The sequence below is a fragment of the Gudongella sp. QWL-04 genome, assembly GCF_058683975.1.
In genome coordinates, this window is record NZ_CM178754.1 from 2,263,572 (window position 1) to 2,278,072 (window position 14,501).

The 14,501-nt window shown below is 38.8% G+C and carries 15 protein-coding genes; 14 read left to right on the forward strand and 1 reads right to left on the reverse strand.

Annotated features, from left to right (window positions below):
- Nucleotides 1–9 precede the first annotated feature (9 nt).
- The 4 genes from AC4PHB_RS11280 to AC4PHB_RS11295 all read left to right on the forward strand — a co-directional run bounded on the left by AC4PHB_RS11280 (nucleotide 10) and on the right by AC4PHB_RS11295 (nucleotide 4,246).
- Nucleotides 10–219, forward strand: a complete 210-nt coding sequence (locus tag AC4PHB_RS11280) for a helix-turn-helix domain-containing protein (RefSeq protein WP_492136523.1) — start codon at nucleotides 10–12, stop codon at nucleotides 217–219.
- 102 nt (nucleotides 220–321) lie between these two features.
- Nucleotides 322–1,533: an aminotransferase-like domain-containing protein gene (locus AC4PHB_RS11285; RefSeq protein ID WP_492136524.1), complete on the forward strand. Its 1,212-nt coding sequence runs from the start codon at nucleotides 322–324 to the stop codon at nucleotides 1,531–1,533.
- Nucleotides 1,534–1,783: 250 nt separating this feature from the next.
- Nucleotides 1,784–3,766: a phospholipase D family protein gene (locus tag AC4PHB_RS11290; protein ID WP_492136525.1), complete on the forward strand. Its 1,983-nt coding sequence runs from the start codon at nucleotides 1,784–1,786 to the stop codon at nucleotides 3,764–3,766.
- Between the two features lie 69 nt (nucleotides 3,767–3,835).
- The gene (locus AC4PHB_RS11295; protein WP_492136526.1) at nucleotides 3,836–4,246 is read left to right on the forward strand and encodes a hypothetical protein; all 411 of its coding nucleotides are present in this window, start codon (nucleotides 3,836–3,838) and stop codon (nucleotides 4,244–4,246) included.
- Nucleotides 4,247–4,340: 94 nt separating this feature from the next.
- Here AC4PHB_RS11295 and AC4PHB_RS11300 read toward each other — a convergent pair whose 3' ends face one another.
- A complete protein-coding gene (locus AC4PHB_RS11300; protein ID WP_492136527.1) occupies nucleotides 4,341–5,219 on the reverse strand; it encodes a LysR family transcriptional regulator in 879 nt (292 codons plus the stop codon).
- 211 nt (nucleotides 5,220–5,430) lie between these two features.
- On the opposite strand from AC4PHB_RS11300, the gene AC4PHB_RS11305 reads away from it, so the two are divergent.
- From AC4PHB_RS11305 to dapA, 10 genes are all read left to right on the forward strand, one after another.
- Nucleotides 5,431–6,330: a DUF1932 domain-containing protein gene (locus AC4PHB_RS11305; RefSeq protein ID WP_492136528.1), complete on the forward strand. Its 900-nt coding sequence runs from the start codon at nucleotides 5,431–5,433 to the stop codon at nucleotides 6,328–6,330.
- 24 nt (nucleotides 6,331–6,354) lie between these two features.
- Entirely contained in the window at nucleotides 6,355–7,107 is a 753-nt protein-coding gene (locus AC4PHB_RS11310) for a DUF362 domain-containing protein (RefSeq protein ID WP_492136529.1), read from the forward strand.
- Between the two features lie 12 nt (nucleotides 7,108–7,119).
- Nucleotides 7,120–7,767 carry a hypothetical protein gene (locus AC4PHB_RS11315; protein ID WP_492136530.1) on the forward strand — a complete coding sequence of 216 codons (648 nt, stop codon included), beginning with the start codon at nucleotides 7,120–7,122 and terminating at the stop codon, nucleotides 7,765–7,767.
- Between the two features lie 49 nt (nucleotides 7,768–7,816).
- A complete protein-coding gene (locus AC4PHB_RS11320; protein ID WP_492136531.1) occupies nucleotides 7,817–8,308 on the forward strand; it encodes a tripartite tricarboxylate transporter TctB family protein in 492 nt (163 codons plus the stop codon).
- Nucleotides 8,309–8,325: 17 nt separating this feature from the next.
- Nucleotides 8,326–9,837, forward strand: coding sequence for a tripartite tricarboxylate transporter permease (locus AC4PHB_RS11325; protein WP_492136532.1), 1,512 nt, complete (start codon nucleotides 8,326–8,328; stop codon nucleotides 9,835–9,837).
- A gap of 84 nt (nucleotides 9,838–9,921) precedes the next feature.
- Nucleotides 9,922–10,947 carry a Bug family tripartite tricarboxylate transporter substrate binding protein gene (locus tag AC4PHB_RS11330; protein ID WP_492136533.1) on the forward strand — a complete coding sequence of 342 codons (1,026 nt, stop codon included), beginning with the start codon at nucleotides 9,922–9,924 and terminating at the stop codon, nucleotides 10,945–10,947.
- A 115-nt stretch (nucleotides 10,948–11,062) separates the two neighbouring features.
- Nucleotides 11,063–11,794 carry a DUF362 domain-containing protein gene (locus AC4PHB_RS11335; RefSeq protein ID WP_492136534.1) on the forward strand — a complete coding sequence of 244 codons (732 nt, stop codon included), beginning with the start codon at nucleotides 11,063–11,065 and terminating at the stop codon, nucleotides 11,792–11,794.
- A 3-nt stretch (nucleotides 11,795–11,797) separates the two neighbouring features.
- Nucleotides 11,798–12,424 carry a hypothetical protein gene (locus tag AC4PHB_RS11340; protein WP_492136535.1) on the forward strand — a complete coding sequence of 209 codons (627 nt, stop codon included), beginning with the start codon at nucleotides 11,798–11,800 and terminating at the stop codon, nucleotides 12,422–12,424.
- Nucleotides 12,425–12,483: 59 nt separating this feature from the next.
- A complete protein-coding gene (locus tag AC4PHB_RS11345; protein ID WP_492136536.1) occupies nucleotides 12,484–13,542 on the forward strand; it encodes an Ldh family oxidoreductase in 1,059 nt (352 codons plus the stop codon).
- 36 nt (nucleotides 13,543–13,578) lie between these two features.
- Complete coding sequence (gene dapA / locus AC4PHB_RS11350; RefSeq protein ID WP_492136537.1) at nucleotides 13,579–14,457, forward strand: 4-hydroxy-tetrahydrodipicolinate synthase; 879 nt, start codon at nucleotides 13,579–13,581, stop codon at nucleotides 14,455–14,457.
- Nucleotides 14,458–14,501: the final 44 nt, after the last annotated feature.

The window sequence follows — 14,501 nt, forward strand, 5'->3', positions numbered from 1 at the left end:
GTGGTTGATATGGCGATAATAATAAATGTAGATGTGATGCTTGCCAAAAGAAAAATGAGTGTTACAGAGCTCTCTGAGAGAGTGGGCATAACTATGGCAAATCTGTCCATACTGAAGAATGGAAAGGCTAAAGCAATTAGATTCTCAACACTTGAAGCTATTTGTAAAGCGCTTGACTGTCAGCCGGGAGATATACTTGAATACAGAGAAGATAAATAGGGTCCCTTTGGGATCTTTTTTTTCACATGTAGCTTTAGCACTTTACTAAATAAAAAAAGAATGTATAATATATCTAATATTCTTTTTGATGGAGTGATGACAGTGGTAAAATATGCTAGAAGAATAAAAAACATGGAAAACACTGCAAATATAATAAGAAGCTTATTTGGAGCTATGAGCAATCCAGGTATGATCTCCTTTGGAGGAGGAGCTGTGGCTAAGGAAACCCTTCCAATTGAACAAACGCTTGCTATTGCAAATGATATTCTTGGATCTGGTGGAAAAGGAGCTGAGGCTCTTTCATATGGCCCTGTAATGGGGATAGCTCAATTAAGGCAAGCCGTTGCAGATCATCTATTAAAGCCAAAAGGTGTTGATGCAAGTATGGAGGATATCCTGATACTGACAGGGGGTCTTGAGGCGATGAACCTTATGTGTCAGGTTTTCATAGATCCGGGAGATGTTATCCTTGTAGAGACCCCAACCTTTGTTCATTCAGTTGAGATTTTCGACATGTTTGAGGCTAAGCTTGTTCCTGTAAAAACAGATGAATTTGGGATGGATCCTGATGACGTTGAGAAAAAGATCAACGAGTTTGATCCTAAGATGGTTTATGTTGTCCCTACATTTCAAAATCCAACAGGGATAACACTCGCTTTAGAGAGAAGGAAGAGGCTTGCTGAGCTTGGAAGTAAATACGACGTGATAATACTTGAGGATGACCCATACAGAGATATAAGGTATTCCGGGGAAGATCTTCCTCCGATCAAGACATTTGATAAAACAAATAATACGGTAATTGCAAACAGCTTCTCGAAGATATTTTCCCCCGGGATGAGACTTGGATACCTATATGCATCCTCTGAGATAATCTCAAAAGCAGCAGATGCAAAGTCTGCGACAAACTCCCATACCTCAGTACTTCCTCAAATGATCTGTGCGGAGTTTTTCAATAAAGGCTACTACGAGGATCACCTCAAGAAACTATGCGACGTCCACAGAGAGAGAAGAGATGCGATGTTAAGAGCAATAAATCAGTATTTTCCAGAGGGTACCAAACATACAACCCCTGACGGAGGTTTGTTTATATGGGTCGAGCTTCCTTATGTGATCAATACCACAGAGCTGTTAAAGGAATCCGCATCCAATCCTGAAATAGGCGTAGCATATATTGCAGGTGAAGGGTTCTTTACAGAAGGTGGAGGAAAGGGTTCAAATTGCATGAGACTTTGCTTCAGCGCAGTACCGGTCGACAAGATCAACATTGGCATAGAAAGACTTGGTAGACTGATCAAGGAAAAGATTGAATCTTAAAAGCTTTACATGGATTTCACATTAACAACATGAAACCTTAACACTTGAGCTATATACTTATATCAGGAAGTAAGTAATAAAGTCCCCCCATTCATTCATATAATATGCAGGTTCAAACAATTTGGGCTCCTATAGGGAGCTCATTTTCTTTTTTGAATTTTCAAATTTCACGCTATAAAAGAAGAATTTTCCAGTTAAATGTAGTATATTAATATGTAGGGGAGTAACAACGAAAGGGAGATTCGAAGCTATGAGAACTTATAATCAAGATAGTCTATTCGACAATCAGCCTAGTAGTACAAATAAGCTAGAAGTAGTAAAATTGGACTACATAGAAGCTCAAGCATTGACTTGGGAGGAGTTATTCCAAGGATATGAAAAGCTCTATGCAATAACATATTCATCAGCTATTGGATTTGTTTCAGAGCTTATAAAACTATTCGATTATACTGAGATAATATTTGGCTACGAAGGAGTTATAAATTATGACCTTCATGAGATAATGGCTTATCAACAAAAGACAATTGAGAATCTAAAGGAGTCGGCAAGCAGCAAGCTCGATCTTACAAAGAGGATAGACGACAGCAAATTAAAGCTTTATGTTGCAGATAAAAAGCTTTCTCATGAAAAGCTCTACCTTTTAGAAGCAATGGACGGCAGAAGGAGAGTTATAACTGGATCTGCGAACATGTCCTACTCAGCATTCAGAGGTCTACTGAGAGAAAACATTGTGTATATAGATGGTGATAATGCTTTTAATTGGTACCTCCAGCAGTATGAGGAGCTTAAATCAAGCAGTACCTCTGAAATCACCAAAAGGGCTCTTGGGATAGAAGATTTCACCGACGAAGTAGACGAGCTGCCGATTTTTAAAAAGGTAAGAGTTCAGAAGGCCATGATCATTGAAAAGGAGACGGGGAATTCAGACACCGTGAAATTTGTATTTTCTGTCGATGATTTGTCGAAGCAATATAAGAAAAGCATCCCACCTTCAGATAGGAAAGGTAAAGTATTTCTGTCCCCGGATAAAATAATTGAAACCAGAAGACGACTGATAGAGAATAAGAGGATAGATCAGGAGATGAGATCCGAGTATCCTGCTCTAGTATTGGATTACGACAACAAGAGAGCTATCCTCAATGATAAGATACTAGATCTTGAGCCGAACATTGAGGATATAAGAAGAGATGCAACGCTATTTCTAGAGTACATGAATGGTTATGAAAAGTTTTATGGAAATGTGGCCGAGATGCAAAACAAATATTATGCATTCGCTGTGTGGTTTCTAACAAGCCCATTCATGGCAGTTATGAGAATTACTGCTGAAAGAAACAATAGACCTCAGCTTCCTTACCCAGTATTTGGACTTATATACGGAAAATCTAAGGCAGGAAAGACATCATTTCTTGAAACTCTTTTAAAGATGATGATAGGTCAGAAGACAAAATTGGTAGCACCAGACTTTACAAGAACAAACATAGATGGTCTAAAACGAGTTGTAAAAGGAGCACCAATAATCGTAGATGACCTTAACCAAAGCAGATTTAGTGCACACGCGATAGAAATGATCAAAAATGATGATTTTGGGGTGCTAGAGAACAACGAATCCTTCCCGGCTGTCGTTATAAGTGCAAATGAAGACGTAAAGGCAGTCGCACCTGAGATAATTAGAAGAACTGTTATTTGTCATGTCCAGGCAGGACTGACCAATAGGGAGGTCATGAGGGACAGGATCGTAAGAAAGGTTCAGAGCAACATAGGCACTGCACTGTATAGGGAATTTTTAAGAAGGATGTTCGATATAATCCCTTCGCTTATAGATGAACTGATGGATCAAACCATCGAGTACAATCCTGATATCTTGGAGGAATCATCCTCGATATTTTTTGACATACTATCTGAGTATACAATGGGCGACCTTCCAAAATTTATAAGAAGATTAAGCTTAGATGACTACTTTGGCGAAAAGATTACCAGCTCTCAGGCGATAGATACAATAAGAAGAGCTTGGATGATCAATAAAAAGGCTTTTACTTACGATAAAAAGCAGAATACATTGACCTATAATGCAGGTCAAAACTGGGATGCAAGCTATATAGTAAAAGAGCTTCCAGAGGATTTAGAAGCGAAGCAGTCGAGAGAGCTTGTAGTTTTTGACATAGATAAAGCATCCAGATTTTTTGAAATAGATTTTAAGAGGGAATTCACTTGGATAGGTAGGTTTATAAAGTAAAATATAATTCAATCCAATCAGTTGCTATGATATTCTAACCTCAGATACATACAAAAGGAGCTGAGTAAAGTGTTGGATTTTCTGGATGACCTGGGCGAGCTTTTAGGTGTAGCTATAATTTTCTTTTACAGCTTGACAATGCTAAACTACGTTGTAAAGTTTGTGAACAAGAAATTTAAAAAACAGATCAATAATAATAAGACCTTTGCAGCAAATTATATGAAGTTTATGAGATTCATTGTAAAAAACCACCGATATTTTGGTTTTCTAGCAGTTCTATTCCTTGTACTCCACTTTCTCATCCAGTTTACGTCCTACGGGGTGAGCATTACGGGTGGTATTGCTGCATCTATTATGATATTTCAGATACTTCTTGGTATGTATGGCTTCAAGGCAAAGAAGAAAGGCAAGAACTGGCTGATTATCCATAGATCAATTGCAGTAATGATTCTTATGGCAATTTTGATTCATATTGATTGAGTGGCATGCTTAAAGCCCCAACAACTGAACGAATAACTTGATATAAAAAAGCCGATCATAATTTCCCTTTGGGTCAAAATATGGTCGGCTCTTTTCATTCAGATATTGGTACTATGGAGATATTTATCTCAGATATGAAGTCTATAAATTTAATTAGATTTTCGCTTACAGATTCTTCAGAGTGAAGAAACCATACATCTCTTACAAATGGACTACCATCCAGGTTGACTAATGGAAGTAAATGAAAATTTTTTCTTTTATGTATGAAGCTTGAAAAAGTTATCGTGTAACCAAAATTATTCTCTACAAGATCAAGTGCAGTATCCAAATTGGTGACTTTAGTGTCGATCGATAGTGGTTGATCAAAGTGATCACGCCACCATTTTACTATGGATGAGTATGTTTCATAGTTTCTAATATACCAGATCAAAGGTATTTGTGGCATCTGCTCATAGGTCATATGGGTGTTGGAGACAGCAAAGCATTGTTGTATTCCTATGTGTTTTGCTTTCAATGAATGATTGTTGGCGCCAAACATAAAGCCACACCTAGCTTCACCTGACTCTATTAAGTTGGGAACTGATTCACTTGTCACAACTTTAATTTGCGTTCTTATATCAGGGTACTTTTTCTTAAATTCACTCAAAATATCCACAAGGTAGTATTTTGCGAAGGTGCTTGCCGACCCAATAACGATATCATCATTAGTATTCTTATTAACAGATTTTGCTTTTTTAAATGTCTCCTCGATCAATGAGAGTACTAAACTTGCATTCTTTGCAAGGTATTCACCCTCTGGTGTAAATGAGATACCTTTATTATTGCTATTAAATATCTTGAAGGCAGCTTTTTTTTCAATAAGCTTGAGTCTTTTTGATAGAGCAGGTTGAGATAGGAACAACTCTTTAGAAGCTTCAGTCAAATTATTTGTCTTATAAATAACTTCTAGAATTCTCCAATCTTCAGTTTTCATACATCAAACACTCCTTTATTCATAGTTACAATAATCATTTTATCATACTACCATGATATTTGGTTATATTAAATTACCTTAAATGGAATTTTACAATATTAAATGTTCCGATTATACTGAAAATATACAAAATTGGGTTAATATGGCCTTAGATTCGTATTTTACTTGATTGTACAAGCATTATATACATTTTATGGATGGTGGTGAGATTTTGGAGAAGAGAATAGCGTTTATCGGATACGGTGAAGCTGCATACCACATATCTTCTGGCTTAGATAAACAAGGCTTCAGGTATATGGCAGCTTATGATATAGGAGTGGTGGATGCGCTTAGAGGACCGGTAATCAAAGCTCATGCTAAAGAAGCTAATGTTAAGTTGGTTAGTACAATTAGCGAAGCCGTTGATCAGGCTGGATTTATAATATCCCTAACTAGCTCCAGGGTAGCTGTTGAAGTGGCTGAAAGCGTTCTCCCCCTATTAAAGCCTGGACAAGTTTTTATGGATTTCAACTCCGCTTCTCCAGTGACTAAACAAAGGATTTCTGAATTACAAAGGCCTGAGGGAGTCAAATTTTGTGATGTAGCTGTTATGTCAGCAGTGCCGCTTCAAGGCTCAAAGGTGCCGCTGCTCCTTTCTGGAGAAGGTGGAGATGAATTCTATGATCAAATGAAGCCTTATGGAATGAACATTGAAGTGTTGAATGCACCCGCAGGTGGCGCTTCGGCAGTTAAAATGGTCAGAAGTATTTTCATGAAAGGTTATCCTCAGGTTCTTATGGAATGTCTATTGGCTGCGGAGGAATATGGGGTAACTGAAAAGATAATTGACTCCATAGAAGCTTCAATTGGAGGAATGGATACGAGACAACTTGCGAATAGGTTTTTTACACCCACTATTCTACATGCTGCCAGGCGAGCATCTGAAATGAAAGAGGTTGTCTCTATGTTGGAAGACATGGGTCATGATTCATCAATGTCTGAAGCATCTAAAAGGAGCCATGAAAACCTTTCCAAGCTAGGATTAGAAAGTGAAATTGGAGCTGACGATGTTGTAGATTATAGAGAGTTGATTCCTATGATGCTAATAAAGCACAAGAAAAGAAATAATTAATACATATCTAAAGGAGTTGTATGCATGAAAGTAGATCAGGAAAAGTGTATCGGATGTGGAATATGTGTAGTATATTGCCCTGTTGACGCAATACATATGGTGCCACAGGGGAATGGGAAAAAGGCAAAGGCACAAATCGACCAGGATTCATGCCTGGAATGTGGGAACTGTATTCGGCACAGGACTGTAGCGTGTCCTACAGACGCTTTCTATGAGCTGCCGAAGGAAGAACGCTCAGTGGGCAGGCAATTAAGGAGATTTTTTAGTGATCCTTCAACAACTCATCCTTTGACAGGAGTACCGGGAAGAGGAACTGAAGAGGTAAAAACTAACGATGTTACAGGTAGGGTATGCAGAGGAGAATTGGGTGTTTGCCTTGAGTTAGGCAGACCGGTTATTGGCGCTGAGATAAGGGATATTGAAAAAGCTACGATGCACTTAGCTAAGTTAGGAATAAAATTGGAAGATAATAATCCTTTGGCAGAAATGATTGAAGATACTAAGACAGGAAAATTCAAGGAAGAATTTATGAACGAAAGCTTCGTAAGTGCCATCGTTGAATTTGTCGTACCGTTCGACAGAGGCAAGCAGATACTTCAAGAATGCAAGAAAATTGCTGATGAAATAGACACGGTATTCTCACTGGATCTTGTATGTTGCTATGATGAGGATCTAAGCATTCCAGCCCTTGCTCTATTAGAGGAAATTGGCATGGAACCTAGAGAGAATGCCAAGGTGAATATTGGTATAGGCAGACCTTATAAAATCGAGCGTTAGGAGGAAAATTATATGACTCATTCATTACATAGAAGAGGCAGTTCTGAGGATTTAAAACACGATTATATACTTTTGGTAACTGCTGCTTCAGGGATAAATAGCGAAGGAAGTAAAGATAAACTAAGACAGGTTCTCGATCTAGTATGGGAGGTCGGTCCGATAAACACCGGATCTAATGAGACAGGTACAATTCTTTCAGGAGTGAGTATAGAAGAGATCAAAGCTGGATTCACTCAAGTTCCGAGAGTCAGATGCTTATTCAATAGTGCAGAAAAGATAAAAGAAGCAATAAAAAGACTTCAGGAATTGGATTTGGGGATGTCCGTAGCCGTTTCAGGCCCCAGAAAAGACATTGAAGAAATGTGTAGAGAATTTGGAATCAAACCTCATTCGGTAAACTTTTCACTGGACATCTGGGGGAGGAAAGAAAAACTACCGCCTGAGGAAATTCTTGAGTACATTACTATGTGCGGACATGGATTGATTTCAAAGGCACTTGTTGTAGATACTATTGAGAAGGTAAAAGCAGGTAAACTGACGCCTGAGAAAGCAGCAATCAGAATGGGTTCTCCTTGTGTTTGTGGTTTTTTTAATCCTGATAGAGCTGTGAGATCATTGCAGAAATATGTACAAAACAATTCTTTGGATAAAACTCAATAGACATGGTTTCTTCGGAATTGGTTGCAATAAATTTGAAAGGGGAAGGTGAATGATGCGATTATCTTTGAAAAAAGCTAATAATATACTTGGCACGATTGGAGTCATAGGCGGAATAATAATAATTGCACTTGCTTATGTACAGAACCTTGCATTTATAAAAAAAGGTCTTCCTGGACCAGGGTTTTTCCCTATACTTTGCGGAATAGCAATTATATTCTGCAGCTTACTATTATTCACTGAAAATTATTTCAAAGTAAAAAAGAATCCCGATGATAGTGAGCTTAAATCAAATATCATTAATATGACTGAGATAAGGAATTTTAGCTTCATTATTGGTGCTTCAGTGTTTGTAATGATAGTGACGCAGTTTATTGGACTGCTTCTTTCTATTGGGCTATCAGTAATTGGATTGGTAAAATGGATGGCTAAAGAGAGTTGGATCAAATCGATTCTTGTAGGAATTGGGACTACCATTGTTTTATATTTAATTTTTCAGTCGTTTCTCGGAGTATCTTTACCTAAGAGTCTAATCGGATTTTGATATAAAGGAGGGATAATATGGAGGCATTATTACATAATTTATCTATAGGTTTTTCAGTGCTAGCCGACCCTATTGTACTCCTTTACGCTCTTGGAGGAGTTTTATGCGGAGTTATAATAGGAGCTTTACCGGGATTGGGGCCTTCTGTGGGAATCGCAGTATTATTGCCGCTAACCTATGGGATGGAACCGGCTGCAGGGTTGATTTTATTGGCCGGTATTTATTATGGGGCGATGTACGGTGGATCAATAACATCGATACTGATCAACACGCCTGGTGATTCAGCTGCAGTTATGACTACTCTCGACGGGTACCCTTTAGCTCAGAAAGGTCAAGCTGGGAAAGCCCTTGGTATGGCAGCATACGCTTCTGTTATCGGTGGAACGATCTCAGTAGTAGCTTTTATGCTTTTTGCTCCTATAATAGCAGAGTATGCACTGGTTTTTGGTTCATCTGAGTATTTTGCTTTAATGGTTTTAGGCTTGACTTCAATTGCCGGCATGACGGGAAAATCTCCGGCTAAAGGTTTTCTTTCAGCATTTGTAGGATTATTTATTGCATTGATAGGTTTGGATCTAGTAACTGGAGTTCAAAGATATGTCTTTGGAAACGTTCACCTTTTCTCTGGGATAGATTTCATTCCGGTTGCAATGGGATTATTTGGTATAGCTGAGATAATTGTTGATAATGGAGAAGGTGGAATTCAGGTAAATAAAGAAAGTATAAGACTTAAGAATCTATTTCCAAGTAAGCAAGAATGGAAAGAATGTGCTCCTCATATTGGTCGTGGAACTGCACTAGGATTTTTTATAGGAATGCTTCCAGGTGCAGGAGCCACTATAGCATCGTTCTTGTCGTACAGTATGGCTAAGAGAGTATCAAAGAGAGGACATTTGTTTGGAACAGGGGTTCTTGAAGGAGTTGCAGCTCCTGAATCAGCAAATAATGCAGCATCTATGGGAGCAATGGTACCTATGCTAACATTAGGTGTTCCCGGTTCAGGTTCAACAGCTATAATGATGGGGGCTTTGATGATGCTTGGAATAACTCCAGGCCCTTCCTTCTTCTTGAAAGAAGCAGAAGTCGCCTGGGGTCTTGTAGCAAGTATGTACATTGGCAATGTATTTCTGTTGCTTCTAGGTGTTCTTGGATTACCATTATTTGTAAGGATTCTTAAAGTGAAAGCTCCAATTTTGAATTCAATAGTTCTTGCATTCATCCTAATTGGATCTTATGCACTGCAAAATTCGATGTTTACTGTTGGTGTAACAATATTCTTTGGAGTTATTGGCTACATAATGAAGAAAATGAAGGTACCGGCTGCTCCAATGGTTTTAGCGATCGTATTGGGATATTTAACGGAATCCAATCTAAGGCAGGCCTTGATAATCGGAGACGGCAGCTTCATGAATGTAATAACTAAGCCAATTTCAGCTGTTATTCTAGTAGTTGCAGTGTTGTTGGCATTTGGTACGCCCATTACAGAAATGATATCAAGACGTATGTCAAAGAAATCTACTGTTCAATAAAAATTAGTTCTATCTCTGCTAGGTGAATGATCACCCTGCAGTTCAAATAAAGGTAGAGAAAACAAAAAGAGGAGGAGTAAAAGGATGAAAAAATTAATAGCTTTATTACTCATTGGAATCTTTGTTCTCACAGGATGTGCGCCAAAACCAGCAGAAACACCGGCTCCAGCACCCGCACCTGCAGAGACGCCGGCTGCGCCAGCTGAACCAACGGCTTGGGTACCTGAAAAAGACGTAGAAGTAGTTATTCCTTTCAGTGCAGGTGGAGGATCAGACGTATTTGCTCGTAAAGTTCTTGAGATCATTGCTAAGAACAACATGGCACCAGTTAATTTTGTACCTGTAAATAAACCAGGTGGATCAGCCGTTGTTGGATATACATACATGAATGCCAAGGGTGTAGATGACTATGTAATGGCGACTACAAGCTCAAGCTTCTATTCACAGCCACTTACTGGGAACTCACCACTGAGCTGCTACGATGATTTTGCTTTTGTAGCTCATATGGCGAAAGATCCAAGCTTATTTGCAGCTAAGAAGGATTCCTTTAAGACATTGGAGGAAGTTGTAGAATTTGCAAAAGCCAATCCTGGAAAATTAAAATACGGCGGAACTGGTAATGTATCTGATGATGCAATACTTATGTACATGATAAATGAACTTGCAGGCATCGAACTAACCTATGTACCTTACGATTCAGGAGCAGAAGTTCTTGCTGCAATTCTTGGCGGACATATCGACGTGTGTGCTATATCACCTTCAGAGGCTGGCGAACACCTGACCTCAGGCGGATTGGTCCCATTGGCAGTGTCTGCAGATGAGAGAATCTCAAGTGTTCCCGACGTACCAACATTTACTGAGGCTGGTTATGACATAAATCATCAACAAAGTCGTGGTATCGTTATGAATGCTGGTGTTTCAGAAGAAGTGCTTGCATATTACTCAGACCTATTAAAGCAAGTTAGTGAAACTGATGAGTGGAAAGCATTTCTTGAAGAAAACTTCATGACTAATTCCTATATGGATAAAGATGAATATGCAGATTTCAACAATGAACTTGCTGATAAATATTCAAAATTCATGGAAATCATTGCAAAGGCTCAACAGTAATCCTTCATTTTGTATTAAATAGTTGAATTATAGCAGCCTGGAGGTCTGAAACATGGCTTTCAGGCTACTATTATAAGTCACGACATAAATTTGGAACACACAAGGAGGAGAAAGAATGCTCATCAATAAAGAATTATGTATTGGATGTGGGAGATGTATTCCGTATTGTCCAGTGCAAGCTATATCAATGTTCGAAAGGAAAGCTATAGTTGACCAGGAAACCTGCGTAGAATGCGGGACATGCGGAAGAAATAACACTATTGTCAAGTGCCCGACAAATGCATTCTATGAGAGAGAAGATGTTACGAAGTACCCTAGGTCGATAAGAAAATACTTCAGCGACCCAATGGCAACTCATGTTGAAACAAAGGTTCCCGGCAGAGGCACTGAAGAAGTGAAGACTAACGACGTGACTGGGCGTGTGAATTCCAAACAATATGGCATTGCTATCGAGATGGGACGTCCGACCCTGGCAACCAGCTATAAAGACGTAGAAAAAATGACAATGGCCTTATCGAAATTTAAGGTTGAACATGAACCATGCAATCCTATAAAATTTTTATTTGAAGATGAAGAGAAAGGAACGCTTACTAAGGAAGCGCTGGAGCAAAGGGTCATATCAACCATAATTGAGTTCAATATAGACAGGGAACAATTGGTTCCAGTATTGAAAACTATCCTTGAAACGGGGAAGACAATTAATACTGTATTTTCGCTAGATTTAATAGCCAGATTCGAAGATCCTACAAAAATGCCTGAAATCCCTAATTTGACTGAATTGGGGCTAGAACCAAGACCTAACAGTAAGATAAATCTAGGTATGGGCAGACCACTTAAGGAGGATTAACAGATGACACACTCATTACACAGAAGAGGGAGCGCTTGCTCTCTGAAGGATGACTTTGTAATATTAGTAACCCCTGCAGTAAATGTAAACCATATAGGGTCAGGACCGAAGCTATGGAAGGTATTGGATATAATTACTGAAGTAGGTCCTAATAATATCGGATCTTATGAAACTGGAACTATTTATACTGGAGCTACCATAGAAGAAATAAGGGAAAATATGCCTGAAACACCTAGAGTCAGATGCTGCTTCGATAGCAAGGAAAAGATGTTTGAGGTAGTAAGGAGAATCAAGGATGAGGATCTTGGCCTTTCAGTGGTGCTTAGCGGAATAAATGAAGATATACTGGATATGTGCCATGAACTGGATATTAAACCCCATTCAGTTAATTACTCATTAGGAGTACATGGAGCAACAGAATTATTGCCCCCTGAAGAGGTCCTTGAGTTGATAACGATGTGTGGTCATGGGATGATTTCTAAGGATTTGGTGACTAAAGCGATAGAGGAAGTAAAAAAAGGTAAAAAGACGCCATATGATGCTGCAGTTATGGTAGGTCAGCCATGTGTTTGCGGAATTTTCAATGTATCAAGAGCAGAAAAACTATTATCCAAGTACATTCAAGAGTAATAGTATGATTTGAAAATTTATTGTCTAGGGATCTATGATACGCTTTAGGAGTGAATAAAATGAAGGTAGAGCCAAAACTACTCTTGGGATGCATTAAAGAAATACTTGCAGCCTCAGGGGAATCACAAGAAAACATAGAGATCGCAGCTGAAATTCTGCTTAGGTGTGATGCAAGAGGGATACAAACACATGGGTCTCACTTACTGAATCCGATTTATGAAAGGAGAAAGCAAGGACAACTCAATTTCCCAACCAAGATTGACATCATCAAAGATAGCGGAGCTATTGTTCACATGGATGGTAATGACGGCTTGGGTCAGGTTGCTGCATATAAGGCTGTAAAAATGGTTATTGAGAAAGCAAAGAATTTTGGAATAGGTGCAGTCTTAATTAGAAATACGAATAATGTAGGTGCTCTTGGGCTTTACACTGAGATGGTTGCAGAGACTGGTATGTTTTCAATATTATGCTGTAATGCTTCCCCAGCTATGGCTCCATGGGGCGGTATGGAGCAATTCTTTGGAACTCAGCCATTTGCTATTGGGATTTATACAGGGAATGATTTTGTCATATCTGCTGATATGGCAACTTCAGAGGTTGCAAGAGGGAAAATACGTCAAGCTGCAAGAGAAGGGAAAGAAATACCAGATACCTGGGCACTGGATATAGACGGCAATCCAACTACAGATCCAATTGAGGCTATAAAGGGGGTTCTTCTTCCTATTGGTGGAGCAAAAGGCTCAGCAATAGCTCTTTCAATAGATATCCTTGCAGGTATGATGTCGGGCTCAAATTATGCACCAAATGTTCGGGCAATCCACTACCCTGAGGGACAAGCAGGAATCGGTTGTTCATTGATTGCGATTGATATTGAACACTTTATTTCAATTGACGAATTCAAGACTCAAATGGACGATTATATTCAGAGTATAAAGAGTATGAAGAAAGCGAGAGGCTTTGATAAAATATCTCTCCCAGGAGAGAATAGCAGGCAAAGAGAGAAGCATTCCATGGAAAATGGGATAGATCTTTCAGAAAAAGCTCTGGAATCCTTGGATAAGATTCTAGAACAAATAGGTTCCGACAAGAGAATGCTTAATAATGATAGGCAAGTCTAAATTCACTTGGAATCGTAAATATTTGGAGGGGTAGAATTGTTTAATGGTATTTATACACCAATAGTAACACCATTCGATAAAGATGAAAGAATAGATTACACAAGGCTGGACCATAATCTGCAAAAATGGAGCAAAACAGACCTTGATGGCATTGTAGTACTTGGGTCAAATGGTGAATTTGTTTATCTTAATGATAGTGAAAAAATAGAACTTGTAAATCATGTCATAAAAAATTTTAATCAAGAAAAGAAGATAATCGTAGGTGCTTCAAGTGAATCCACCATTGAGACTATCAACTACTGTGAGAAGTACAGTGAAATTGGTGCTGATGCAGCTTTAGTACTACCTCCTCACTATTATAAGGGGAGTATGAAAGATAGTATCTTACATAAATACTATGAAGATGTTGCCGATAAATCTCCGATACCATTAATGATTTACAACATGCCAGGAAACACTGGGATCAATTTGTCTTCAAGCCTGGTTGCAAGGCTGAGTCAACATGAGAACATTGTCGGTATAAAGGATACATCAGGCAATATTGTACAGATTTCAGAAATAGTTAGAGATACTGCTGAAGATTTTTCAGTATTTGCTGGTAATGCAGGGTATCTTTTGCCTGCATTAAGTGTTGGTGCCAGGGGTGCAACACTTGCACTTGCAAATGTACTCCCTCAGGAGTGCTGTGATTTAGTATCTTTATTTAGGGAAAGAAAATTCGAAGAAGCAAGGGAATTACAGCTCAAATTGATTGAGATAAATTTTGCTGTTACGGGCAAGCTTGGAGTTGCTGGTCTTAAATATTCAATGGATTTAATGGGCTATATGGGTGGAGAAGTGAGGCGGCCTTTAGTCAAGCTCACAACGGACGAAGAGCAATATGTAGAAAAGCTAATTGCCCCCTTTAGAAGATAGAAAGCGGAAAAAGCAGGATAATTACAATATCCTGCTTTTTTGCT